The organism is Pseudomonas lalkuanensis, assembly GCF_008807375.1.
GTDB lineage: Bacteria > Pseudomonadota > Gammaproteobacteria > Pseudomonadales > Pseudomonadaceae > Metapseudomonas > Metapseudomonas lalkuanensis.
The window spans coordinates 1,622,290-1,646,048 of sequence record NZ_CP043311.1 but is presented as its reverse complement, the minus strand read 5'-3'; the positions used below and the strand labels follow the sequence as shown (position 1 = coordinate 1,646,048).

Here is a 23,759-nt window from a genome sequence, read left to right as displayed (position 1 = left end):
CCGGATCAGTTGAACGGCGCCACATCCAGCGGACGGGCAAGGCGTACTTCAGTGGGGGCTGCCAGCCAGTCGAGAGTGGCGGTGCGATAAGCCTGATAGTGCTCGCTCTGGCGATGGGCCTCGACGGCGGCCTCGTCGATGTACAGCTCGAACAAGTGGAAGGCGAGTGTTTCGCCCTCACCGACGAACAGGTCATAACGCAGGTTGCCGGGTTCGGCACGGGATCGTTCAACCATCTCGCGCAGTGCCTGCTCGACCGCATCGCGGTGTTCAGGCATTGGGTTGATGGTCGCGAAGAGGCTGATGGTCATGGGACCTCCTGGGATTCAACGGCATCAGTGGCCGCCATCCTAGGCAAGGCATTAAGATTCGATAATTCGAAAGCTCTTATTCCTGATATCCAAGAAATGAATATCACCAAGAAGGACCTGAACCTGCTGCTGGTCTTTCACGTGCTCTACCAGGAACGCAACGCCTCATTGGCGGCCGAGCGCATGGCACTGAGCCAGCCAGCACTGAGCCACAAGCTGAACAAGCTACGCCACCAGTTCGGCGATCCACTGTTCGTGCGAGCGCCGCGAGGCCTGACACCTACGCCGCGCGCCCATGAGCTGGCGCCCAAGGTGCAAAGCCTGGTGGGCGAACTGGAGGCCTTCTACGACCTTTGCGACGGCCGCGATTTCCTTGCCCGCGCCGAGCGGCTGCACCTTTACAGCACCGACTACATGGAGCAGACGCTGCTGCCCGGGCTGTTGCCGATCCTGCGCAGCCAGGCGCCGAACCTCGTGCTGATCACCCATAACACGCGGGGCCAGCTTCCCCGGGAAGAACTGGAAAAAGGCACCTGCGACCTGGCTATCGCCGGGTTCTATACCGACCTGCCAGATACCTTCCATCAGCAACGGCTGCTGAGCGAGGACTTCGTGGTGCTGGCCTCCCGGGAGAACGCGCACCTGGCCCATGGCATGGATCTGAACGCCTTCCTCGCGTGCGAGCACCTGCTCACCACCCTCACTGGCGACCTTGACGGCCTGGTGGACCGAGCCTTGCAAGCCAGGGGACTGAGTCGCCGGATAGCCGCAGGGCTGTCCAGCTTCATCGCGCCCACCCGGCTGATCCGGGGGACCGACCTGCTGCTCACCTGCCTGCGCTCGCTGGCCGAAGAGGCGGTGGAGCGCGATCCGGACCTGCACATGCACCCCCTGCCCCTGGCACTGCCCAGGATTGAACTGATGCAGATCTGGCATGAGCGCACCGACGCCGATCGGTTGCGCCGTTGGTTCCGTCAGCAAGTACAACGGGTGGCCGATTCCCTGCAGCGATAGCCACGACTCGCTTCGCGCCTTCCCCGGCACTGGAGTATCGTCGCCACATCTCCGTAACAGAAGGCAGGTGGGCGATGGCAGCCCTGGACAACAACCCGACGCCGCAGGACGCGGTCGACAGCAGGAACGACGGTTCCGCGCCCCTCGCGCGCAAGGCTGGCTCCCGTGGCGATGCCGCGGTGATCGCCACCCTGTTGCCGTACCTGCGGCCATACGTGGGCCGCATCGCCCTGGCCCTGGGCCTGATCGTCGCAGCCAAGCTGGCCAACCTCTACGTACCCATCGCCCTCAAGCAGATCGTCGACCAGCTCAACGTCGAGCCCAGCCTGCTGATGCTGCCGGTAGCGCTGCTGCTGGCCTATGGCGCTTCGCGCATCGGCGTCACCCTGTTCACCGAATTGCGCCAGGTGGTGTTCGCCCGCGTGATGGCCCGCGCCTCGCGGCAGATCACCCTGAAGGTGTTCCAGCACCTGCACGGGCTCAGCCTGAAGTTCCACCTCGGTCGCCGCACCGGCGGCGTAGCGCGGGACGTCGAGCGCGGCGGCAGCGCCATCTCCGACCTGCTGGACTGGACGCTCTACACCATAGTGCCGACCCTGCTGGAGGTGCTGCTGGTCACTGTCGTGCTGGTCTGGGCCTATGACTGGGGCTTCGCCTTCATCACCCTCGGCACCCTGGTGGCCTACGGTCTCTGGACCTTCGCCGTCACCGAATGGCGCACCCGCTATTACCGCGCGGCCGTGGAAGCGGACACCCGAGCCAACGAGCGCGCGGTGGACTCGCTGCTCAACTACGAGACGGTGAAGTACTTCAACAACGAAGCCCACGAGTCGGCGCGCTACGACGAGAACCTGCGCTTCCTGGAGAACGCGCGGGTCAAGGCCACCAAGTCCCTGGCGCTGCTCAACCTGGGCCAGACCTCCATCGTCGCCATCGGCGTCACCGCGATGATGTGGCGCGCGGCCGCCGGCGTGGTGGCCGGCGAACTGACCATCGGCGACCTGGTGCTGGTGAATACCTACCTGCTGCAGCTCTCCGCGCCGCTGTTCATGCTGGGGATGATGTACCGCGAGGTGAAACAGGCGCTGACCAACATGGAGCGCCTGTTCGGTCTGCTCGACGAACGCCAGGACGTACAGGACGCCCCCGGCGCCATCGCGCTGCAGACCAGCCGCCCGCGCGTGCGCTTCGAGAATGTGCACTTCGGCTACGACCCGCGCCGGGAAATCCTCCACGGCGTGGACTTCGAGATTCCCCCAGGTGGCACGGTGGCGGTGGTCGGCCATTCCGGCTCGGGCAAATCCACCCTCGCCCGCCTGCTCTACCGCTTCTACGACATCGACGCCGGGCACATCCGCATCGACGGCAAGGACCTGCGCGAACTGACCCAGGGCTCGGTGCGCAGCGCCATCGGCATCGTTCCCCAGGACACGGTGCTATTCAACGACACCATCTACTACAACATCAGCTACGGCCGCCCTGGCGCCAGCCGCGAAGAAGTGGAGGCTGCCGCCCGCGCCGCACATATCCACGACTTCATCCTGCGCCTGCCCGACGGCTACGAAACGCAGGTCGGCGAGCGCGGCCTCAAGCTTTCCGGCGGCGAGAAGCAACGCGTAGCCATCGCGCGCGCCCTGCTGAAGAACCCGGCCATCCTGATCTTCGACGAAGCCACCTCAGCCCTGGATTCCAAGTCGGAAAAGGCCATCCAGACCGCGCTGGACCGCATCCAGGTCGGCCGCACCACCCTGGTCATCGCCCACCGTCTGTCCACCGTGATGGATGCCGACCAGATCCTCGTGCTCGACGCCGGCCGCGTGCTCGAAAAAGGCACCCACCGCGAATTGCTCGAAGCCGGTGGCACCTATGCGCAGATGTGGATGCTCCAGCAGCAGGAGCCCGAGGGGGCGGGTTCGCCGTAAGGTGTGACGGGCGCAGATCGCCCTGTAGGAGCCAATTCATTCGCGAATCCCGGCAGGACTTCGACCTGCATCGCGATTGAAATCGCTCCCACACAAATCCGGCACCCGGAAAGCCCCTACTCATCGCCGTCCAGCACATCCCCCGCCCAGCTCAGGGCCGCGACCACGGTTGGGAAGCCGATGGTGCTGGTCAGTGCCAGCAGGGCGTGGTGGATCTGTTCGGGGGTGGCGCCGGCTTCCAGGGCGCGGCGGGTATGACTGTGGACGGCGCCTTCGGAGTGGACGGCGGCGGCGGCCGCGAGCTGGATCAGCTGCAGGCTGCGCTCATCCAGGGGGCCGGCCTGGCGCACCACGGCGCCGAGGGTTTCCACCGCCTGGAAATACGCCGGGTGCTGTTTCTTCAGGCGCTTGTAGGTATCGAGACCGTGTTTGCGTTCCATGGGACCACCTCGCTGGGACATGCCCTTTCAGCTTAGGAAAGCTTTCGGCCCGGGAACCTGGCCAATCCGCTCGGGGCGTCTATACCGAATCCGTGGATATTCGGTGCCAGGCTTCTTCGCCCGGAAACAGACGGGCAATGCCTGGCCGCTTTTTCCCATGCGGAGATTCCCTCGATGGACTTCAGACTCTCGAACAAACTCGCCCTGGTTTCCGGTTCGACCAAGGGCATCGGCTTCGCCATCGCCCAGGGACTGGCGCGGGAAGGTGCGCGGGTGATCGTCAACGGACGCTCACAGGTTTCGGTGGACGAGGCCATTGCCCGGCTGCTCGCGGCGCAACCGGAGGCCAGGGTGGAAGGCTTCGCCGGCGACCTGGCCGACCCGGCGCAGATCGGTGCCCTGACGGCACGCTACCCGGCAGTGGACGTGCTGGTGAACAACCTGGGCATCTTCGATCCCAAGCCCTTCGAGGACATCCCGGACGAGGACTGGCTGCGCTTCCTCGACATCAACCTGATGTCCGGCGTGCGCCTGTCCCGCGCCTACCTGCCGAAGATGAAGGCGAAGAACTGGGGCCGGGTGGTGTTCATCAGCAGTGAAAGCGGCGTGCAGATCCCCGTGGAAATGATCCACTACGGCGTCACCAAGATCGCCCAGCTCGGCCTGTCACGCGGACTGGCGGAAAGCTGCGCGGGCACTGGGGTGACGGTCAATTCCGTGCTGCCGGGCCCGACCAGTTCCGAAGGTGTGGAGGAATTCGTCGAGAAACTGTCCGGCGGCCAGTCGTTCAAGGCGTTCGAGAAGGAGTTCTTCCAGACCGCGCGCCCCAGTTCCCTCATCAGGCGCTTCGCCACCCCCGAAGAAGTCGCCAACCTGGTGGTGTATGTCTGCTCGGAAGCATCCTCCGCCACCACTGGCGCGGCCCTGCGGGTGGATGGTGGCGTGGTCCGTTCGGCGTTCTGAGCCCTTGATCAGGGCAATCGGGCGATCTTCGCCGGCTGGACTGCCATGAGTCGCAGTCTGGTCGGTGTCGTACTGATCGCGCTTGCGCTCTACCTGGGCGTAGGCGTGCTGCTCCTGGTGTTCCAGCGCTCGCTGATCTACTTCCCGCAGCCACGCGCCATTGGCGGCCCGGACCGGCAGCTGATGCTGCCGGTGACCGATGAGCAGATCGTCGTCACCGTGCGTCCGCTGGCCAGTTCCAGGGCGCTGATCTACTTCGGCGGCAATGCCGAGGATGTCTCCCGCAGCCTGCCGGACTTCGCCGAAGCCTTCCCCGACCACGCGCTCTACCTGCTGCACTACCGGGGGTTCGGCGACAGCACCGGCAAGCCCGCCGAGGAGGCCATCCAGCACGACGCCCTTGAGCTGTTCGACAAGGTGCATGCCCTGCACGGCGAGGTGGCCGTGGTCGGCCGCAGCCTGGGCAGCGGCGTTGCCATCCGCCTGGCCAGCCAGCGTCCGGTGGCGCGCCTGGTGCTGGTCACGCCCTATAACAGCGTGCTCGAACTGGCCCAGCGGCAATTCCCGATCTATCCGCTGCGCTGGATGCTGCAGGACAAGTACGAGTCCTGGCGCTACGCCCCGGCCATCACAGCTCCCACCCTGCTGATCGTCGCCGGGCACGACGAGGTGATCCCGCGCTGGAGCAGCGAAAAGCTCTTTGCCCAGTTCCGTTCAGGGGTGGCGCGGCGGGAGGTGATCAGCGACGCGGGGCACAACGACATCGGCGGACGGCCGGAGTACCTGCGGCTGATCCGCGACGCGCTCTAGGAGCGGGCCGAGGATGGACTGAGCATCTCGATCTCGCGGATTTCGAAATCCCGCTGCAGGAATTCCATGCGCTGTTCATGGAAGCGCTGCATGTGCGGCAGCGCACTGTGGACATCCAGATGGGCGCGGCTTTGCCAGACCTCATAGAAGATGAACAGGCTCGGGTCCCGGGCATCCCGCAGCATGTGGTACTCGATGCAGCCCTCCTCCGCTCGGCTGGGTTCGACATAGGCGCGGAACAGCGCCTCGAACTCGTCGGACTTCTCGGGTCGGGTGTGGGCATGAAGAATGAAGCCGTAGGGCTGGGTCATGGTGATGGCCTTGCGGGTAATGAAGGTTTTATAAACCCTACCTCAAGGCATAGCCTCCAATTCATGACATTCCAGCAAGTATCAATTGCGCCCATGCGGATTTTTCCGCGAGGGTGCCGCCGGTAGTCTGCCGCCACATCGAATCACGGAGGCTACTGCCATGAAAAAAGTCCTGTTGCTCAACGGCGGCAAGAAGTTCGCCCACTCCGACGGCCGCTACAACGCCACCCTGCATGAAGCCGCGCTGGCCTACTTCGACCGCGCCGGTTACGACGTGAAGGAAACCTTCATCGACGGTGGCTACGACGTGGCCGAAGAAGTGCAGAAGATGCTCTGGGCCGACGTGGTGATCTACCAGATGCCCGGCTGGTGGATGGGCGCCCCCTGGACCGTGAAGCGCTACCTGGACGAGGTGTTCACCGCCGGTCATGGCAGCCTCTACGCCAACGACGGCCGTACCCGCTCCGACGCATCGCAGAAGTACGGCAGCGGTGGCCTGATCCAGGGCAAGCAGTACATGCTGTCGCTGACCTGGAATGCGCCGCAGCAGGCGTTCGACGATCCCACCGACTTCTTCGAGGCCAAGGGCGTGGACGCGGTGTACTTCCCCTTCCACAAGGCCAATCAGTTCCTCGGCATGAGCGCCCTGCCCACCTTCCTCTGCGTGGATGTGATGAAGCAGCCGAACATCGCGGCGGATGTGCAGCGCTATGAAGAGCACCTGGCGAAGGTGTTCGGTGTCGAGGGTTGATTCGCGGCACGCCTCCTGGAGCTCCGTGCCAGCTGTTCCCCCTCATCCGAACGCGGCCCACCCTTCAGCAGGCCGAACGGAACTGTTGCAGGATCGCAGGCTGTCCCGAAAGAGCGGAGGTCAGAGCATCGTCTTGCCGGCGAAGGCGGCCGCTGCGGCGACTACAAGCAGCAACACGCCGATCAACACCTTGTTTGGCGACTGTCGCGCCGTTTCAGCCGGGGCGGCATTCTTCTGCGCCGCCCGCAGCGGGTTGGCCACTGGCTGACGCGAGGCCGTACGCGGCGCGGACGCCTTGGGCAGCTGGGCCACAGGCATGAACAACGTGGCGTCTTCGTCCACCACCTGGGGCGCCGTCACCTTGGGGCCGATCACCAGCAGGGTCACCGAGCCCATGCGGACCTGGTCGCCGGGCTGGAGCATGGCGGTGTTCACCTTCTGCTGGTTGACGAACACGCCGTTGGCCGAAGCCAGGTCCTTGACCTCCAGCACGTCGTCCTTGAGGAAGAACTCGCAGTGGCGACGCGACAGCTCCAGGTCGCTGAAGCACAGCTCGCATTTCACCGATCGGCCAAAGCTCATGGAGCCGGTGACGTGAAACTTCTGCCCCTCGTGCTCGCCCTTGATCACCTGCAGGAACCAGCGCGCCGACGCTTCGGCCTTTGGCCGCGCCTTGGCCGGGTCCACCAGCAGGAGTTCGAGGTTGCCGATGCGCACACGGTCGTCGGAACGCAGCTGGAAGCGCGCGCCGACGCGTTCGCCATTGACGAAGGTGCCACCGGGGCTGCCGCAATCGCTCAGGTAGTACTGGCCATGGTCCTGGCGGATTTCCGCATGGAACAGGCTGATCTCCGGTTCCGTCAGAACCAGGCTGTTGCGGCTGTCCTGGCCGATGGTGAAGCGTTCGTCCACTAGCCAGATGGGCGCCTGGCGGTTATCGGCGAAGTGAATCCTGAGCATGTAGGGTCCTTGGAGGCAGGGCACAGGCCAATGATAGCCATGTGCCTGCAACTTTGACCTTGCTGGAGTTGGCAGTTAATTGAAGAGGCGGTTCCAGAATTTCTTGATGGGGTTGCTCTCTTCCTGCTGCCTCGCCTGCTGCTGCGGCCTGGCCTGCCGGGTCGTGGAGGCGCGCGTGGCCTTTTTCACCCGCTGCTCGTGGACGGCGCGGAGTTCGAGCAGGGTCGGGTTGGTCGGCGCCACCTGCAGGCCGGCGTCGATGTACTCCAGGGCCAGGGCGAATTCGCGACGGCCGTAGGCCGCTTCGCTGTGCTCGACGAAGCGCTGCGCCACCCTCTCCAGCCCAGCCAGGGCCTGCTCGTTGCCCGGAGCCAGGGTGAGCACCTGCTGGAAGTAGAACACCGCGTTGTCCTGGTCGGGCTGCAGCAGGCTGTCCTCGGCCAGGCGCTGTTCGGCCAGCGTGAGGATATTGGCGACGCGCGCGGCAAGGACCCGCTGCAGGCCGTCGCCCGCCTGGGCGTTGTCATTGTCCAGGCGAAGCACCTCGTGGAAATAGAAGTCGGCATTGTCCGCCGCCGGCTCCACCAGCTTGCCTTCGACCAGGCGCTGCTCGCCCAGCTCCAGCAGGTCGGCGATTTTCATCCGCAGCACGACGTAGTAGCCACCACCGGTGGATACCACCAGCAGCATCAGGCCGGCCAGGCCCCAGAGCAGGCCACGCAAGCGGTTCGGGGCCGCAGATGTCGGCTTCGACTTCAGCCTCGCCCCATCCAGCTGCGCGACCGGCGCGATGCGGGTGAAGTCGAGATCGAGGTCGCTCAGCTCGGTCAGGCTGTCCAGCAGCACGCGGCAATCGGCGAAGCGCTCGTCCGGGTCCTTGGCCAGCATGCGGTCGATCACGTGCTGGTAGTCGGACAGCCCGCGGCGCAGCAGCGGCGGGTCCATCTGCACGTGGTTGAGCACGGTTTCGGCGTAGTTGGCGCCACGGTAAGGGTTCTCGCCAGTCAGCAGCTCAAGCAGGATCACGCCCAGGCTGTAGATGTCGCTGCGCGCATCCAGCGGCTGGCACTGGGCCTGCTCCGGGCTGCTGTAAGCCGGGCTGCCGACGGCGACGTTGAACTGGGTCAGCTCGGTGTCCAGTTCCAGGTCCTTGGCAATGCCGAAGTCGGTCAGCACCGCCGTGCCGTCGTCGCGAAAGAGGATGTTGGCCGGCTTGATGTCGCGGTGAACCAGCCCCTTGTCGTGTACCACCGCCAGGGCTCCGGCGATCTGCCGGACGATCCGCAGCGCTTCCAGGGGTTCCAGCACCTGGCCCTTGTACCGGCCGAGATCGCCGCCGGAGAGGAATTCCATGGCGAGATAGGGCCGACCGTCGGGCAGCCGGTCGATGTCATGGATGGTGACGATGGACGGATGGCGCAGGGACGCGAGCATGCGCGCCTCCCTGAAGAAGCGGTCGATGAAGGCTTCGTCGTCCAGCCTGTCCAGCACCTTCACCGCCACCTTGCGGTTGAGGGATTCCTGGGTGGCGAGGTAAACCTCGGCCATCCCGCCCTTGCCCAGGCGTCCGTGCACGAGGTAGCCGGGGATATCGAGAAGATTGTCGGTCATGGGTTCAGGGTCTTCGGGATTTGAGCAACCGGCTCAGGAACGAATTGGACCTTTGTGCCACCGAAGAGGTTTCCGGCGACACGAGGCCAATGACGATACAGGAGATATTGTCCCGACCGCCGGCATCGCAGGCTTGCTCCAGCAAGCGCGTCACCAGCTCGTCGAGGGTGTCGGCGCGGGCGCACTGGGCCTGGATCTGTCCATCCTCCAGTTCGCCGCTGAGGCCGTCGCTGCAGAGCAACAACAGCTCTCCAGGGGCCAGGCGGCCCTGTACGTGGCCGACGTCCAGGGCCTGGTGCTCCTGGCCGAGGCACTGGGTCACCACGTTGCGCTGGGGATGGCGGCGTGCCTGTTTCGGGCTCAGTTGGCCGGCATCTATCAGTGCTTGCACCAGGCTGTGGTCGTGGCTAAGCCGGACGATGTCGCCAGCGCTCACCCGGTAGGCGCGGCTATCGCCAGCCCAGGCCAGGTCGAATGCCGCTCCGTCGAATTTCACTGCCACCAGGGTAGTGCCCATTCCGGAACCCGATGCCGCCGCGATCACCGCTTCATGGGCCGCCTGCACGGCATTGTCGAGGCCCTGCCCGGACGCCACGCCCTCGCGCAGGGTCGCCACCGCCACCGCACTGGCCACTTCGCCGCGCTGATGACCACCCATACCGTCAGCCACCGCCCAGAGCCCCAGTTCGGGGGCGCAGAGCAGCGCATCTTCGTTGTGTTCACGCACGCAACCGGTAATCGATTGCGCGGCGTATCCCAGGAGCTCGGACATGGGGTTCCTACTTCAGTCCAGCGATAACCCTGCATGATGCGGCGCCCACCCGGCGCTGTCACTGCCTGGCGCATGAAGTGTTAAGCAGTCGAGGATTTGCGAGGCCCTACGGCCGGCCGCGGCGGGGCTATGCTGATTGCATCGGATTCGCTAACCACAGGCTCATGCAGCCCAGGAGGTGGTAATGGCCATTGAGCGCTTCAAGGCAGGGATGCGCTGACCCATTCACCCTCTCGCGGAGGTCACCGCCATGAGCAAAGGTCTCGATTCAAAACGCGAGGCGAAGAAAAAGCCTCAGAAAACCCTCCAGGAAAAACGCATGGCCAAGCGCAGCAAGAAATCCGGCGCGGGCCTGCTCGGCAGCCATGCTCCGAATCCTTGAGACGCCCGGTAGCACGAAAACGCCCTCCTCGATGGAGGGCGTTGTCTTTCAGGCCGCACGATGGCCGCTGGGCACCACGTCGTCCAGCGACGCGGCGTTCGGCTTGAGCACCAGCAGATCGCCGTCCAGGCGATCGAGCACGGCCTCGGCCGTATTGCCCACCAACGCACCGGCCACCCCCTGACGGGCGACGGTGCCCAGCACAGTCAGTGCCGCCTCGAACTCGTGGGCGACCCGCGGAATCAGTTCCCTGGCCGGCCCTTCGCCGAGGTGCAGGCGATGCTCGGGCAGCTCGTACTCGTCCATGAACCAGCGGCATTTCTCCTGGCAATGACGCGCGGCGACCTGGCCGAAGGTCTGCTCCGGGTCGGCCTGGGGCAAACGCGTGGATGAATAGGCGCTGACCACATGGAGATCCGCTTCGAACAGGTCGCAGAGGAAGTTGGCGTGCTCCATCACGCTGCCCTGCAGCGCCACGTGAGCCGCGTCCTGATGCTCGACGTCCATGCCGGCCAGAATGGTGCCGCCTTCCCAGGTCAGGCTGCTGCGGATCAGGAACAGCGGCGTGGGAACCTGCCGCAGCAGGTGCCAGTCGTCGGGGGTCATCAACAGCTGGCTCAGCCGCCCGGAGGGACGGTGCTGCTTGATCACCAGGTCGCATTCCTGGGACCGGCAGACCTCCAGGACTTGACTGCTGGCCCGCTCGAAGGCCACCCGCGCCACTTCGCCACGGGCACGCACGCCCGCCCGCAGCAAGCCGACCAGATACTGGTCGAGCAGCCCCGAGGAGCCATCGTTCGGGTCACAGAGCAGCAGGTGGAGATGGGCGCCGAGCTTCTGGGCAAGTTGCAGCCCCCGTTCAAGGGCCGGGGAACCAGGTTCGGCGGGAATGACGACGAGGATCTTCTCGATCGAGCGCATGGCAATCGTCCTCCTGTGCTGAAACGCTCTTGCGGGCGGACCTTTCTTGTTTGAATGCGGCACAGGTCCCCCGCCGTCGGGGGACCTGTGTCTTCGGAACAATGGGATCAGGCAAGGAGTATGGCCACCAGGCAGGCCTGGGCAAGGCAGGTCATCGCACGGTAAAGCCCGATTGGTGCTAAGCCGCGCTACTGGCGGAATAAAGGTGCGAGGCGGGCATCGCTGCTCCGCCTCTGCAGGCAACCCGGAGTTGCAGCCGATCCTGTCGACCATCCGTGGCCACTGGTGTTAGAGGAACATCCCGCCCGACGCCTCCACGCGCTGGCCGTTGATCCAGCGACCGGCATCGGAGAGCAGCATGGCCACCGCAGCGCCGATGTCTTCCGGCAGGCCGACGCGCCCCAGTGCGGTGTTGCTGGCGATGAAGGCATTGACCTGGGAGTTGTCACGCACCACGCCACCGCCGAAGTCGGTCTCGATAGCGCCGGGTGCCAGCACGTTCACCGAAATACCTCGCGCGCCCAGTTCCTTGGCCTGGTAGCGGGTCAGCACTTCGATACCGCCCTTCATCGCCGCGTAGGCGGCATAGCCCGGCAGGGTGAAGCGGGCCAGCCCGGTGGAAATATTGAGAATGCGACCGCCATCGGCGATCAGCGGCAGCAGTTTCTGGGTGAGGAAGAACGGTCCCTTGAGCTGGACGTTCACCAGTTGGTCGAACTGCTCTTCGGTGGTTTCGGCGAAGCTCGCGTGGATGCCGATGCCGGCGTTGTTCACCAGGAAGTCGAAGTTGTCGCGGCCGAACTCGTTCTTCAGCAGGCGCGCCAGGCTGGCGGCAAAGCCGTCGAAAGTGACGCTCTTGCTCACATCCAGCTGCAGCATGGCGGCGTGACCGCCGAGGTCCATGATCTCGCGGCTGAGGGATTCAGCGTCTTCCAGCTTGCTGTGGTAGGTGCCGATGATGTCGATGCCCTGAGCCGCCAGGTGCTGCGCCATGCTTTTGCCGAGGCCGCGGCTGGCGCCGGTGATGAGTGCGATCTTGCGGGTCATTGCTGTGCTCCTGGATGCAGTGGGTGGGGAGTGGTGAGGAGCTTATTGTCCGGTTCATATGCGATAAATATGCTGATCTCGGAAGCACTGATCGGCTCAATCGAACAATCCGGAAGGAGGCGCCACACGGATGAACAAGCTGGAGCTATTGAAAACCTTCGTACGGGTCAGCGAGCTGTCAAGTTTCACCCAAGCCGCCGACAGCCTCGGCCTGCCCCGCTCCACTGTTTCCGACCAGGTACAGGCCCTGGAAGACCTGCTCGGCGCACGGTTGCTGCAACGCACCACGCGGCGGGTGCAGGCGACCCAGGACGGCCTGCTGTTCTACGAGCGCAGCCGCGAACTGCTGGCTCAGATGGACGAGCTGGAAGGCCTGTTCCGCGAAGACGCTACCACCCTGGCCGGCCGCATCCGCGTGGACATGCCCACCGTGCTGGCACGCAAGGTGGTGATGCCGCGCCTGGCCGAGTTCACCGGCCGGCATCCGGGCGTGGAAATTGAAGTCAGCAGCACCGACCGCCGGGTGGACCTGGTGCGTGAGGGCTTCGACCTGGTGCTGCGGGCAGGGCCGCTGCTGGACACCTCCCTGGTGGCGCGTTCCCTGGGCGGCTTTCCGCTGGTCAACGTCGCCAGCCGCGACTACCTGGCGGTCCATGGCGTGCCGCGCACGCTGGAGGACCTCGCCCGGCACCGGCTGGTGCACTACGTGTCGGTGCTGGGCAGCCGGCCGCCCGGGTTCGAATACCTGGTTGGCGACCAAGTGCAATGCCTGCCGATGGCCGGCAGCGTGACGGTGAACAACGCCGAGGCCTACAGCGCTGCCTGCCTGGGTGGTCTCGGGCTGATCCAGGTGCCGCTGCACGGCGTGCGCGAATACCTGCAGAGCGGCGAGCTGGTAGCCCTGCTGCCGGACTACCAGGCACCGCCGCTGGAAGCCACGCTGCTCTATGCCCACCGGCGCCTGCCCCGGCGCGTGCGGGCCTTCTTGGATTGGCTGGAACAGGTAGTGCGGGAACAGGCAGCGCCCTGGCCTCAGGGTGCGTAGGTGCAGCGGTCGCGCCCATTGTGCTTGGACTCGTAGAGCGCCTGGTCGGCCTTGATCAGCGCCTGGTTGATGCTGTCGCCATCGGCCAGCCTGGCGAGGCCGACGCTGATAGTGGCGGGATGCGCAGAGGGCGTTTCACGCACCGCGCGCAGCAACTTGTCCATGCATTGCCAGGCCTCCTCCGGCGACAGCTCCCAGAGATAGACACCGAACTCTTCACCGCCCAGGCGGGCGAACTCGAAAGCCCCCATCGCGTCGCGGATGTTCCCGGCGACCCGCTGCAGCACTTCGTCGCCGATGTCATGGCCGAAGCTGTCGTTGATCTTCTTGAAGAAGTCGATATCCACCATGGCCAGATAACGGAGCTGCCCCGGCGCGGACTTCTCCAGGCGAGCGGCGGTGCGGGTCATGAAGGCGCGGCGGTTGGGGATCTGGGTCAGCGCATCGATATAGGCCTGCTCCAGCAGCAGCTTGGCCATCAGGTAGTTGTGCAGCTTGCCCTGGCGCAGACGCAGATGGGTATAGACGGTCAGGGCGGAAAAGACGAGCACATAGAACAGGATCAGGGTGCCCTTGAGCTCCAGCACCGGGACGTCGCGAAAGAACGGATTGAGCAGCACCCAGCTCAACACCAGCACGGCAAAGAAGCTGAAGTTGCTCTGCGGCAGCACCGAGGCGAGGAAGATGATGCTGGAGGCGGTGAGCGTCAGCCAGAGTGGCTGGAGATCAGGCGGAATGCCGTCGATCACCAGCCGCGCGCCCAGGCAGTAGACCGTTACGAAGGCGAGGTTGAGCAGATAGAAATGCCCCGCCTTGCGAATGAAGGGCACGCAGCAGGTCAGGCCGCCGAGCAGCGCCAGGAAGTAGATGGACTTGATGGTGAAGCCCTGCCCTCCCTCGAAGCTCACCACCAGGTCGAAGACAAACCAGAGCACGATACTGATGCTGAACACCAACATGCAGAAGGTGCGCAACCGCTCGAAGTCGTATTGCAGGAACTCCGCCCTGAGTTCGGCGGTAACGGCCAGACGGGACAGCTGGGATTCGACTGTGCGGAACATAGGGCCCTCCGGTGGCGACTCAAGGAGCCTAGTTCACCCGTTGCAGGGGCGAATTCATTCGCGATTGAAATCGCCCCCAACAATCCAACGCCTGTAGGCGTGCGCCACGCGCACCAACGGTATCAGGCCCATCTGGTGCCGAACCGGTGCGCACATGGCACACCCTGCAGTGGCGTTTCGAGAGCTCGTGCCGCGTACGCCTGCAGCGCAATCTCTGGATGCCGTTGCTACCCCCAGGAAAAGGCAGGGCGGGCTGGACGTGCATACCGGTAAAGGGTTCGCCGCTCCGTCCACTTCCCGGTGCGTCCCCCGCGGGTGCTGATCCATCGGTCGGCCAGTCGTTGCACGGGGTTTGCGCTGGCGCTTTGGCGGGGCGAACTGACGGCCGGCGAATAAAAGGTTAGGCATTCCTCGAAAGCACAGGTATTGTGTCGAGCGCTGTGATGCATGTGTCACCGGGAAACGGTCTGTACTTTAGCGGTCCCCTCTTCATCGGTTGCCGACTTTCTGCACTCAGTGACAGGCTGGAACGATCCGGCCCAGCAATAATTCAGTTTCTAGGAGACATTCAAATGTCCGAGCGCCAAACCGGCACCGTCAAGTGGTTCAACGATGAAAAGGGCTACGGCTTCATTACCACCGATAACGGCCCGGATCTGTTCGTTCACTACCGTTCCATCCAAAGCGCCGGCTTCAAGAGCCTGAAGGAAGGCCAGAAGGTTTCCTTCATCGCCGTGCAGGGCCAGAAAGGCATGCAGGCCGACGAAGTGCAAGTGCTGTAAGCACGAGCCGAAAAAGAACCGGCCTTCGGGCCGGTTTTTTTTTCAGTGGTTTTAAATGGCCCCCCGGCCACTACGTACAGAGAAAGTGAAATGCGCATCAAGACTTCCCACAGCAGCACCCCCAAGCCGCCGGCAGCCACCACCAGCAGCGAAGCCCTGGAAGCCCAGATTGCCGCCTTCCTGAACAAGGGTGGCGAGATCCAGGAGATCGCCAAGGGCGTCAGCGCCCAGGTCGCGCCGAGCCGCCATATCCGCATCGGCAACAAGTAAGACCTTCCTGGCGCCAACGGGTGGTCAGGCACGCGACCTGGCCCCCGGCGCCAACGCTCCGCCCTGCCGATGGGCGGATGCCGCTTGCCACAAGACCCGCCACGCTAAACTTCCCTTCAGGCCGCCAGCGGCCGGAACCGGGGGTAACGGCCGGAAGGGGGCCCGGCGCCAGCCAGATGGGAGGTGTCCCATGCAGCGGCACTACTACATCAGCGACAACCTCAAAGACCTGGAAAGGGTAGAAGACGAGCTCGAAGCCCAGGGTATCGATCATGAGCAGATCCACGTGCTCAGCGAACGCGATGCCGACGTCGAGCACTACCACCTCCACGACGTGTCCTCCGTGATGAAGCGCGACATGGTCCACTCCGGCATGGTCGGCGTCGGCATTGGCATCGCCCTGGCGGCGCTGGTGATGCTGGTGGCCTGGTTCAGTGGCTGGACCGGCACGGCCGCCGGCTGGATACCTTTCATCTTCCTCGCCATCGCCCTGTTCGGCTTCAGCGTCTGGGAAGGCAGCCTGTTCGGAATCCAGACACCCAACGCCGTAGTGAAGCGTTTCCAGCGCACCCTGGAAGAAGGCAAGCATGTGTTCTTCGTCGATGTGAAACCGACCCAGGAAGCCATTCTCGCCAGTGTCGTCAGCCACCACCCGATGCTCAGGACCGCCGGCACCGGCCAAGCCACGCCGGACTGGGCCGAAGGCCTGCAGCACCGCCTGCATCAGTGGCGCAAGATGATGTGATCCACGTCTGCGGCGGCGGATGCGACGCCTGGCGTCATCCGCCGCTTCAACCCGCTTTTCCCCCTCCCTGCCCCGGCATCGTGCTGGCTCGGGCTTCTGCCAGCAGCCAGTCGATCAGCCTGCGTACCTTCTCCGCCGGGGGCGACCTGCGGCTCCAGGCCAGCCGGTAGGCCCAGGGCGTCGGCAGGCGGCAAGCCTCGCCGAAAGGCAGCACCAACCGGCCATTGGCGATGTCGTCGAAGGCCAGGGCCGTGGAACCCAGGGCGAATCCCTGGCCACTCACCGCCCCCTGGATGGCGTGGCCGATCAGGCCAAAGCGCATTCCCCCCTTCACCGGCCCCGGCTCGCCCACATAGGTGGCGAACCAGTCTTCCCAACTCGGCAGATGCAGGTTGCCGGTGTTCTTCCAGTGGGTGTGGATAAGCCGGGCGCCGAGCAGGTCCCTTGGTTCGCGCATAACGCCGTACTGCTCCAGGTAGGCGGGGCTGCAAACCGGGAAGAACTCTTCGACGAACAACAGCTCGCTGGCCGGCATGGGCGCGCCGGTGGTGGTGAAGCGGATGGCCAGGGTCGCCTCGCCGCGCTCAAGGTCCACCAGTTGCTCGGTGGCTTCCAGGCTGAGGGTGATGTCCGGGTTACAGGCTGAGAACTGGTTGAGCCGGCGCATCAGCCAGTGGCTGGCGATGGACGGAGCGCAGGTGATGTGGATCGGCCCTTCGTCCTGTCCGCGCAGCTCGTCGGCGCCTCGTTCAAGCAGCTCGAAGGCCTGGGCGACGGTGGCGGCCAGGCGACGGCCGTTGTCGTTCAGCGTGACGGTGTTGCGCGTGCGGTCGAACAGGCTCACGCCCAGCTCAGCTTCCAGCAGGCGGATCTGCCGGCTCACCGCTCCCGGCGTCACTGAAAGCTCCTGGGCGGCTTCGGTGAAATTGCGGCTGCGGGCAGCAACCCCGAAGGTACGCAGGGCAATGAGTGAAGGGAGGCGCATGGCGGGTTCGCTTTGAGTTCAAGTCAAAGCATGATGACAAATCATCGTTTGAAAGCAAGCCGGCCGGGGACGATCCTGCCACCCATTGGCGGCGTCTGCCGCGCCCCTCTGCCTTGCGAGTCGAACGATGAAACCCTCCCGCCTTCCCCTGGACTGGTTCGCCTGCGGATTGATGTTCGTCCTCTGTATCTGCTGGGGCTTCCAGCAGGTGGCGATCAAGCTGACGCTGGACGACGTGCCCTCCATCCTGCAACTGGCCATCCGCTCCGGCGGCGCCGCCCTGGTGCTGGGCGCCCTGGTGCTGTGGAAGGAAGGCCGCGGCGCCTTCAATGATGGCACCCTGCTGCCGGGCATCACCGTCGGTACGCTGTTCGCCCTGGAATTCCTGTTCATCGGCGAAGGGCTGAACCACACCAGCGCCTCACACCTGTCGGTATTCCTCTACACCGCGCCCATGTTCGCGGCCCTCGGCCTGCACCTGATGCTGCCCGAGGAGCGCCTCTCGCCCATCCAGTGGCTGGGCGTGCTGGTGGCCTTCGGCGGCATCGCCACGGCCTTCCTCGGCCAGCCCGCCGGTGCCCCCGGCAATGCGCTGCTGGGAGACATCTACGCCCTGTGCGGAGCCCTGGCCTGGGGCGCCACCACCCTGGTGATCCGCGGATCGAAGCTGTCCGAGGCCAACCCGGTGAAGACCCTCTTCTACCAGCTGTTCGGCGCCGTCCTGCTGCTCACCGTGGTGGCGTTCAGCACCGGCAAGACCGACATGCAACTGACCCAGAAGGCCGTCATCAGCCTGGCCTTCCAGGTGGTGGTCATCGCCCTGGTGAGCTACCTGGCCTGGTTCTGGTTGCTGCGCCGTTACCTGGCATCGCGCCTGTCGGTGCTGTCGTTCATGACGCCACTGTTCGGCGTCACCTTCGGCGTGCTGGTGCTGGGCGAAACCATCGACCCGTCCTTCGCCATCGGCGCGACCCTGGTGCTGGGCGGCATCGTACTGGTCAGCGGTGCCGAGCTGCTGCGTGGTCGCCAGCAACGCAAGGCGCTCGCCCCTTCCGAGGCCTGACCAGGCTCTGACAGCTTCGTGCTTCGTCGTGGAGGCAAAGTCAGGGAAACTCCCCCGGCCAGAGATCAGCGCCGGCGGATGCGCTCCACCTCTACCCGGCCGTCCGCGCGCCAGCGCCCGCGCACTTCAACGTAGTCACCGACGCCCGGCGACTTGTCGATGCGGGTGCCGGGGCCGATCACCAGTGGCAGCGAATCCAGGGTCCAGCCCTCCCCCAGCACGCCTTGCAGCCGTACCCGTGACCCCACGGGGCTGGGTGCCGGCCGGCCCTCTGCATCGCGCGCGCCCTGGTCGATCCAGTCCGCGATCAGGCTGACTTCCTCGTCGCTGAGAAAGGGCGGGCCGTCGTAGGGCATCTGCGGTTGCGACTGGCCACGTATGCGCCGCACCAGTTCACTGGCGTCGGAAGCACCGGGCACCACGCGCACGCGCTCGTGGCGATCGAGAATGGCGACATAGGAATCGAGCCGCAGGCCCTCCGGGGCGGAGCCCATCAGGCCGTAGAGGGAATGACACTTGACGCAGCGGCTGGCGAATATCGGTGCCACATGACTGTAGGTGACCGGCTGGCCAGCGGGGGGACGTTGCAGCGGTGCAGGCGCGACGGTGGCATTCGAGGGACGGCTGCCAGCCTGCAAGCCGCCAGCAATCCAACCTTCGAACAAGGCGATCTCGGTATCACTGAGAAAGGGCGGCCCCGTCATCGGCATGCGCGGCTGGCTCTGGCCCTTCAGGCGCCGGATCAGCTCGCTGGCGGCGGGATCGCCTGCCTTCACCACCGGCCGGCTGCTGCCCTTGAGCAGTTCATCGAGGCTGGTAAGCTGCAGGCCGAGCGGCGCGGCTTCACCGGCATGGCACATCACGCAACGGGCCTGGAGGATCGGCTGGATATCGTCGAAGGTCACGTCCTGGGCGAAGGCCATTGCCGGAGCCAGGAGCAGCGAACAGAGTTTGACCAGCCCCGGCACCTTGCCCATTTTGCCCCCGCTTCAGCGTTGCCCAACCCACCAAGCCTAGTGAAGCAGAGCCTGTAGCGCCGTCGCGTGGAACCCCACTGCGATCCGTCGGTCAGTTTACTCGAGGTTGGCGTGTGCCGGCCCCAAGCCCCGGGCTCTATCCAGTCGCCGCTGTAGACCCGGGGCTTTCCCATGCACGTAGAATTGGAAACGTCCGCATACAGAATCGCCGGACTGGCTTGTTTCCTCAGCGCCTGCCGTAGGCAATGATGGCGCCGCGTGTCGTAACTGGAGAATCACTGCATGAAACCTGTCCCCCGCCTCACCGCCCTGCTGCTCGGCGCCGGCCTGCTGGCCAGTCTCGCCGGCTGCGACCTGGCCGAGGAGTCGGCCAACAAGCTGGCGGAGAAAGCCGAGGCGGCCGCCCAGGAGATCGCCCGGGAAGCCATTGGCGAAGCGGTCAACGAATTGAACAAGAAAGTGGACGAAGCCCAGGCTTCAGCCAGGGAATTGCTGGGCGAACAGAAGAAGGACGAAGCTCGCGACCAGGCACCGCGCGCGCCGTCGAACAAGGATGAGGGCAAGGAAGAGGACACCATGCTGCCTCCCTCCGGGATCGAGACCTGATCCCTGGCCATTCCGGCCGCGATGTCCCTGTCGCGGCCTGTCGGCCTCAGGCGCGCAGATAGCGCGGCAGAGGCTTTCGGTGTAACACCTTCAGCGAATCCACCGGTGGAACTTCTCCATGCTCCAGCGCCAGGTCGCGCTTGAGCGTGCTGACCAGCCAATCCAACTGCGCCGTCGCCGCCACCACGCGCTGGAAGAATTTCCCATCGCGCTCCAGCGTCAGCACAAAGCCACCATCGGGCCGACGCTTGGTGCTCAGCTCGTATTCCGGAAAGGCGCTGATCAGCTTGTCAAAATCCAGATCCATGTCTTTCTCTCCCAGAAAAATGATTGCTCCTGCACCTCGTTTGCAGCGTGCATGCCAGCGCTATGACAACGGAAACGCCAAATAAATCAGTCGTTTGCAAATTTTTTGAACAAATTTTTCCATGCATTGCGCACGATTCCAGGAGTTTGCAGCGTGCAATTTGCAAGACCACTGAAAGGCAAAGCCCCCGGCCCGGGTGCGCGCCGGGCCAGGGGCTTTGTATGCAATGCCGCGCCAGGCGCGGCCTGCAGAGGGATCAGAGCAGTTCGATACGATCGTCTTCGATGCGGATCAGCCCCTGCTTGTAGAGGCCGCCGATGGCCTTCTTGAAGTTACCCTTGCTGACGCCGAAACGCTGGCTGATCAGTTCCGGCGGGCTCTTGTCGGACAGTTTCAGCGTCCCACCTTCGGCACGCAGCGCGGCGATGATCTGCTCGCCCAGGCCGCTGACCGCCTCGGCGCCCAGGGGCTGCAGGCTCAGGCTGATCTTGCCGTCGGCACGGATTTCCTTGATATAGCCCTTCTCGCGCATGCCACTGCGCACGAACTTGAACATCTCGTTCTTGTGGATCAGGCCCCAGTGCTTGCCGTCGATGATCGCCTTGAAGCCGAGGTCGGTCTTGTCCACCACCAGCAGGTCGACTTCCTGGCCGGTCTTGTAGCGCGGCGGGGTCTGGTCCAGGTAGCGGTCCAGCCGGGCGGTAGCGGTGATGCGGCGGGTCCGCTTGTCGAGGTAGACGTGCACCACGCAATAGTCGCCGACCTGCAGCGGGCGCTTCTCCTCCGAATGCGGCAACAGCAGGTCCTTGGGCAGGCCCCAGTCGAGGAACAGGCCGATGCGGTTGATTTCCACGACCTTGAGGCTGGCGAAGCCGCCGACCTGGACCTTGGGCTTGAGGGTAGTGGCCACCGGACGGTCTTCGCTGTCCAGGTAAAGGAAGACGTTCAGCCAGTCGCCCACTTCGGTAGGCTGATCCTTGGGTACGTAGCGCCGCGGCAGGAGGATTTCGCCATCCGGGCCGCCATCCAGGTACAGACCGAACTCGGTGTGCTTGGCCACCTGAAGTGAATTGAAACGCCCGAAAAGTGCCATCTTCGCTACCTCTGAAATTCGAAGCGGCATTCTACCTGCTGGCCGGCCGGCTAACCACGCGCGCCGGGCATCCGGCGCAGGCACCACGAAACCCGTCAAATCCGACTTTCATCGCGGGACAAACCGAACGAGTCAGCCTGAATTTTCATTCTGCAAAACTGTCTACTGGTCGCTAGCACAACGATGTTTCAGAATCATGTCGTCGCACACGCGGCCTTCATGTATTCCGGCATCACCCGACGGATTCTCACTGTCCCATCTCAGGAGTTCCTGTGCGTCCATCCAGCCACTGGCTGTCGCAAACCCTATCGCTGGCAACACTCGGCGTACTGTTCCTGGTGATTCCCCTCGCCAGCCGCTACTGGCTGGGCTGGTCCAACCCCTTCGGCTACCTCTCCGACCTCGCCTTCGGCAGCTTCCTGGTCGTACTGATCTACAGCCGCTCGCTGTGGCTGGCATTGCCGCTGATGCTGCTCTGGAGCGTGATGATCCTCGGCAACGCCGAACTGGTGGGCGCCGTCGGCCGCATGCCGGAACCGGGTGACATCAAGTACCTGCTCGACCCGCAATTCGTCAGCCATTCCACCCAGGGCGGCGGCATCACCCATCCCTACCTGGGTCTGGCGCTCGGTGCCGGCGTCCTGGCCTGCCTGCTGTTCTGGCGGCGCCGCCACGATCCGCTGAACTGGAAATGGTTCGCCGCGCCGGCCGCGCTGCTGACCGGGTACGTCACCCTGCAAACGGTGCAGCCCAGCGATGCCGACCAGTGGAAGCAGTTCAACCTGCCGCACAAGCTGATGGCCAGCGCCGTCAGTAGCGGCCAACTGGCGGTCGAAGACTGGCTCGACGGCGACCAGCCGGAAGTGCCGCCGGACATCGCCGGTCTGGCGCGCCTGGACCTCGACGGCACGCCCCTGCTCGCCGGCCCTGGCCGTGCGCGCAACGTCCTGGTGATTACCCTGGAAGGCATTCCCGGCGCCTATATCGCCGCCAACCGTGCCGCAATCAACAGCAGCTACCAGGATTCGCTGATGCCCAAGCTCAGCACCTGGGCCGAACGCGCCATGACCACTCCGGACTACGTGCTGCACAGCCACCAGACCATTCGCGGCCTGTACGCCATGCTCTGCGGCGACTACAGCAAGCTGGACTCCGGCACGCCCAAGGGACTGGAACTGCTCAACAACCCGGCGCGCGCCAAGGCCTGCCTGCCCTCGCAGATGCACCAGCACGGCTTCAGCACCCACTTCCTGCAGGGTGCCGGGCTGCGCTTCATGGCCAAGGACAAGATCATGCCGCAGATGGGCTTCGACAAGACCCTTGGGCGCAACTGGTTCCGCAACAAGGCCTACCTGGAGTTCCCCTGGGGCATGGACGACAAGGCCTTCTTCGAGGGTGCGCAGGCCTACGTGAAGCAACTGCGCCACCAGAAGAAGCCGTGGATGCTCACCCTGCTCACCGTCGGTACCCACCAGCCCTACTCGGCCCCGGTCGACTACCTGATGCGCTACCCGGACTCGAAGAAAGCCGCCATCGCCTACCTGGATGACGCCGTGGACGCCTTCCTCTCCGGCCTGGAGAAACAGGGCGTACTGAAGGACACCCTGGTGATCGTCACCTCGGACGAATCCCACGGCATCGAAAACGTCCGCCTCGCCTCCGCCTGGGGCTTCAACCTGGTGCTGGCGCCCGAGCAGGCAGCGCTGCCGCCGATCAAGAGCGGTGTGTACGGCCATGTCGACCTGACTGCGTCCATCCTCGACTACTTCGGCTACCGCGTGCCGCAGAACCTCTCTGGCCGTTCGCTGTTCCGCGACTACGAAAGCGGCCGCGAGATCATGTCCTACACCAACGGCAAGCTGCGCTACCACGATGGCAAGGACACCTTCACCGAATGCGATTTCCGCCAGGTCTGCCGGCGCTACCAGAGCGAGGGCTTCATTGCCGACGAAGCCCGTTACCTGGGCAGCTACAGCGGCAAGAAGGCGCGCATGATCGCCCAGCGTGCTTCGCTTCTGGACCAGTCCCTGCAGGGCGGCAGCCTCGGCCAGGAATACCAGTTCGCCACCCGCGACCGTATTCGTCTCAAGGAGAAGGCCCGGGATGACTGGGCGGACAACCTGATCGGCGCCCAGTACATGGAACTGCCGAAGAACAGCCGCACCAGCGTGCAGATGAGCATCAAGGTCCTGCGCATGGACAAGCAAGGTGCCCAGTTGCGACTCAAGGCCAAGGAATTCGAGCGTGACGTGGCGCTGCCGATTCCCGAATTGCCGCTGCTCAAGCAGGGCAAGCCGCTGAAGGTCACTTTCGCTTTCGACAACCCGGAAGCGCGCAAGGCATTCTCCTTCCACCTGCTGGCCGAGGGTCGTGGCGTGATCGAGATCAGCGACTTCCGCGTCACCACCGAACCGCTGCCGCAGGCCGCCGTGGCCGCCGAGGCCAATACCCAGGTGGCGCAGAAACGCCCGCTGCACCCGATCACCACGCTCTTCGGCCTGTTGAGCCGGCAGCAGGACGCCCTGGAGAACGAGCTGGAAAATCCCGGCAACGAGCGCGCCGTGCTGCCCGAAAGCACCGAGTTGAGGTTGCAGCAGTATCACTAAGCGA

The 23,759-nt window shown here is 64.6% G+C and carries 26 protein-coding genes; 13 read left to right on the top strand and 13 right to left on the bottom strand.

Annotation, left to right across the window (positions count from 1 at the left end; genetic code table 11):
• Positions 1 to 5: 5 nt before the first annotated feature.
• Positions 6 to 311: a putative quinol monooxygenase gene (locus tag FXN65_RS07875; RefSeq protein WP_151132530.1), complete on the bottom strand. Its 306-nt coding sequence runs from the start codon at positions 309 to 311 to the stop codon at positions 6 to 8.
• A 96-nt stretch (positions 312 to 407) separates the two neighbouring features.
• Here FXN65_RS07875 and FXN65_RS07870 point away from each other — a divergent pair, with 96 nt between their 5' ends.
• The gene (locus FXN65_RS07870; protein WP_151132529.1) at positions 408 to 1,325 is read left to right on the top strand and encodes a LysR family transcriptional regulator; all 918 of its coding nucleotides are present in this window, start codon (positions 408 to 410) and stop codon (positions 1,323 to 1,325) included.
• 74 nt (positions 1,326 to 1,399) lie between these two features.
• Positions 1,400 to 3,247, top strand: a complete 1,848-nt coding sequence (locus FXN65_RS07865) for an ABCB family ABC transporter ATP-binding protein/permease (protein WP_151132528.1) — start codon at positions 1,400 to 1,402, stop codon at positions 3,245 to 3,247.
• 116 nt (positions 3,248 to 3,363) lie between these two features.
• Here the strand turns inward: FXN65_RS07865 and FXN65_RS07860 are convergent, their stop codons facing one another.
• Positions 3,364 to 3,687 carry a carboxymuconolactone decarboxylase family protein gene (locus FXN65_RS07860; protein ID WP_151132527.1) on the bottom strand — a complete coding sequence of 108 codons (324 nt, stop codon included), beginning with the start codon at positions 3,685 to 3,687 and terminating at the stop codon, positions 3,364 to 3,366.
• A gap of 174 nt (positions 3,688 to 3,861) precedes the next feature.
• On the opposite strand from FXN65_RS07860, the gene FXN65_RS07855 reads away from it, so the two are divergent.
• Both FXN65_RS07855 and FXN65_RS07850 read left to right on the top strand, forming a co-directional pair.
• Entirely contained in the window at positions 3,862 to 4,650 is a 789-nt protein-coding gene (locus FXN65_RS07855; protein WP_151132526.1) for an SDR family NAD(P)-dependent oxidoreductase, read from the top strand.
• A 45-nt stretch (positions 4,651 to 4,695) separates the two neighbouring features.
• Positions 4,696 to 5,460 (top strand): alpha/beta hydrolase, encoded by a 765-nt coding sequence (locus FXN65_RS07850; protein ID WP_151132525.1) that lies wholly within the window; start codon positions 4,696 to 4,698, stop codon positions 5,458 to 5,460.
• Here FXN65_RS07850 and FXN65_RS07845 read toward each other — a convergent pair.
• On the bottom strand, positions 5,457 to 5,771 hold the full coding sequence (locus FXN65_RS07845) for a putative quinol monooxygenase (protein ID WP_151132524.1): 315 nt from the start codon (positions 5,769 to 5,771) through the stop codon (positions 5,457 to 5,459). The genes FXN65_RS07850 and FXN65_RS07845 overlap by 4 nt on opposite strands.
• A gap of 160 nt (positions 5,772 to 5,931) precedes the next feature.
• On the opposite strand from FXN65_RS07845, the gene FXN65_RS07840 reads away from it, so the two are divergent.
• The gene (locus FXN65_RS07840) at positions 5,932 to 6,522 is read left to right on the top strand and encodes an NAD(P)H-dependent oxidoreductase (protein WP_151132523.1); all 591 of its coding nucleotides are present in this window, start codon (positions 5,932 to 5,934) and stop codon (positions 6,520 to 6,522) included.
• A gap of 120 nt (positions 6,523 to 6,642) precedes the next feature.
• Here the strand turns inward: FXN65_RS07840 and FXN65_RS07835 are convergent, their stop codons facing one another.
• From FXN65_RS07835 to FXN65_RS07825, 3 genes are all read right to left on the bottom strand, one after another.
• On the bottom strand, positions 6,643 to 7,482 hold the full coding sequence (locus FXN65_RS07835; protein WP_151132522.1) for an FHA domain-containing protein: 840 nt from the start codon (positions 7,480 to 7,482) through the stop codon (positions 6,643 to 6,645).
• Between the two features lie 75 nt (positions 7,483 to 7,557).
• Complete coding sequence (locus tag FXN65_RS07830) at positions 7,558 to 9,093, bottom strand: serine/threonine-protein kinase (RefSeq protein WP_151132521.1); 1,536 nt, start codon at positions 9,091 to 9,093, stop codon at positions 7,558 to 7,560.
• Between the two features lie 4 nt (positions 9,094 to 9,097).
• On the bottom strand, positions 9,098 to 9,865 hold the full coding sequence (locus FXN65_RS07825) for a PP2C family protein-serine/threonine phosphatase (protein WP_151132520.1): 768 nt from the start codon (positions 9,863 to 9,865) through the stop codon (positions 9,098 to 9,100).
• 250 nt (positions 9,866 to 10,115) lie between these two features.
• Here FXN65_RS07825 and FXN65_RS28405 point away from each other — a divergent pair, with 250 nt between their 5' ends.
• The gene (locus FXN65_RS28405; RefSeq protein WP_263399190.1) at positions 10,116 to 10,247 is read left to right on the top strand and encodes a hypothetical protein; all 132 of its coding nucleotides are present in this window, start codon (positions 10,116 to 10,118) and stop codon (positions 10,245 to 10,247) included.
• A 48-nt stretch (positions 10,248 to 10,295) separates the two neighbouring features.
• Here FXN65_RS28405 and FXN65_RS07820 read toward each other — a convergent pair whose 3' ends face one another.
• Both FXN65_RS07820 and FXN65_RS07815 read right to left on the bottom strand, forming a co-directional pair.
• A complete protein-coding gene (locus FXN65_RS07820; RefSeq protein WP_178119284.1) occupies positions 10,296 to 11,168 on the bottom strand; it encodes a universal stress protein in 873 nt (290 codons plus the stop codon).
• A gap of 288 nt (positions 11,169 to 11,456) precedes the next feature.
• The gene (locus tag FXN65_RS07815) at positions 11,457 to 12,215 is read right to left on the bottom strand and encodes an SDR family NAD(P)-dependent oxidoreductase (RefSeq protein WP_151132518.1); all 759 of its coding nucleotides are present in this window, start codon (positions 12,213 to 12,215) and stop codon (positions 11,457 to 11,459) included.
• Positions 12,216 to 12,345: 130 nt separating this feature from the next.
• On the opposite strand from FXN65_RS07815, the gene FXN65_RS07810 reads away from it, so the two are divergent.
• Complete coding sequence (locus tag FXN65_RS07810) at positions 12,346 to 13,260, top strand: LysR family transcriptional regulator (protein ID WP_151132517.1); 915 nt, start codon at positions 12,346 to 12,348, stop codon at positions 13,258 to 13,260.
• Here the strand turns inward: FXN65_RS07810 and FXN65_RS07805 are convergent.
• Positions 13,248 to 14,321 (bottom strand): GGDEF domain-containing protein, encoded by a 1,074-nt coding sequence (locus FXN65_RS07805; RefSeq protein ID WP_151132516.1) that lies wholly within the window; start codon positions 14,319 to 14,321, stop codon positions 13,248 to 13,250. The two genes, FXN65_RS07810 and FXN65_RS07805, sit on opposite strands and share 13 nt — an antisense overlap.
• Before the next feature lie 572 nt (positions 14,322 to 14,893).
• On the opposite strand from FXN65_RS07805, the gene FXN65_RS07800 reads away from it, so the two are divergent.
• The 3 genes from FXN65_RS07800 (at position 14,894) to FXN65_RS07790 (ending at position 16,118) form a co-directional block, all read left to right on the top strand.
• Positions 14,894 to 15,103, top strand: coding sequence for a cold-shock protein (locus FXN65_RS07800; RefSeq protein ID WP_151132515.1), 210 nt, complete (start codon positions 14,894 to 14,896; stop codon positions 15,101 to 15,103).
• 90 nt (positions 15,104 to 15,193) lie between these two features.
• The gene (locus FXN65_RS07795; RefSeq protein ID WP_028626729.1) at positions 15,194 to 15,373 is read left to right on the top strand and encodes a hypothetical protein; all 180 of its coding nucleotides are present in this window, start codon (positions 15,194 to 15,196) and stop codon (positions 15,371 to 15,373) included.
• 190 nt (positions 15,374 to 15,563) lie between these two features.
• Positions 15,564 to 16,118, top strand: coding sequence for a magnesium transporter (locus tag FXN65_RS07790; RefSeq protein WP_151132514.1), 555 nt, complete (start codon positions 15,564 to 15,566; stop codon positions 16,116 to 16,118).
• Between the two features lie 46 nt (positions 16,119 to 16,164).
• Here the strand turns inward: FXN65_RS07790 and FXN65_RS07785 are convergent, their stop codons facing one another.
• A complete protein-coding gene (locus tag FXN65_RS07785; protein ID WP_151132513.1) occupies positions 16,165 to 17,103 on the bottom strand; it encodes a LysR substrate-binding domain-containing protein in 939 nt (312 codons plus the stop codon).
• Between the two features lie 127 nt (positions 17,104 to 17,230).
• Between FXN65_RS07785 and FXN65_RS07780 the strand changes: the two genes are divergently transcribed.
• On the top strand, positions 17,231 to 18,166 hold the full coding sequence (locus FXN65_RS07780) for a DMT family transporter (RefSeq protein WP_151132512.1): 936 nt from the start codon (positions 17,231 to 17,233) through the stop codon (positions 18,164 to 18,166).
• Positions 18,167 to 18,231: 65 nt separating this feature from the next.
• Here the strand turns inward: FXN65_RS07780 and FXN65_RS07775 are convergent, their stop codons facing one another.
• Positions 18,232 to 19,143 carry a c-type cytochrome domain-containing protein gene (locus tag FXN65_RS07775; RefSeq protein WP_151132511.1) on the bottom strand — a complete coding sequence of 304 codons (912 nt, stop codon included), beginning with the start codon at positions 19,141 to 19,143 and terminating at the stop codon, positions 18,232 to 18,234.
• Positions 19,144 to 19,425: 282 nt separating this feature from the next.
• On the opposite strand from FXN65_RS07775, the gene FXN65_RS07770 reads away from it, so the two are divergent.
• Complete coding sequence (locus tag FXN65_RS07770; RefSeq protein WP_151132510.1) at positions 19,426 to 19,749, top strand: hypothetical protein; 324 nt, start codon at positions 19,426 to 19,428, stop codon at positions 19,747 to 19,749.
• Between the two features lie 46 nt (positions 19,750 to 19,795).
• Here FXN65_RS07770 and FXN65_RS07765 read toward each other — a convergent pair whose 3' ends face one another.
• Together FXN65_RS07765 and FXN65_RS07760 are read right to left on the bottom strand one after the other, a co-directional pair.
• The gene (locus tag FXN65_RS07765; RefSeq protein ID WP_151132509.1) at positions 19,796 to 20,056 is read right to left on the bottom strand and encodes a DUF3509 domain-containing protein; all 261 of its coding nucleotides are present in this window, start codon (positions 20,054 to 20,056) and stop codon (positions 19,796 to 19,798) included.
• A gap of 256 nt (positions 20,057 to 20,312) precedes the next feature.
• Positions 20,313 to 21,149, bottom strand: coding sequence for a CvfB family protein (locus tag FXN65_RS07760; RefSeq protein WP_151132508.1), 837 nt, complete (start codon positions 21,147 to 21,149; stop codon positions 20,313 to 20,315).
• Positions 21,150 to 21,421: 272 nt separating this feature from the next.
• On the opposite strand from FXN65_RS07760, the gene FXN65_RS07755 reads away from it, so the two are divergent.
• The gene (locus FXN65_RS07755; RefSeq protein WP_151132507.1) at positions 21,422 to 23,755 is read left to right on the top strand and encodes an LTA synthase family protein; all 2,334 of its coding nucleotides are present in this window, start codon (positions 21,422 to 21,424) and stop codon (positions 23,753 to 23,755) included.
• Positions 23,756 to 23,759 lie beyond the last annotated feature (4 nt).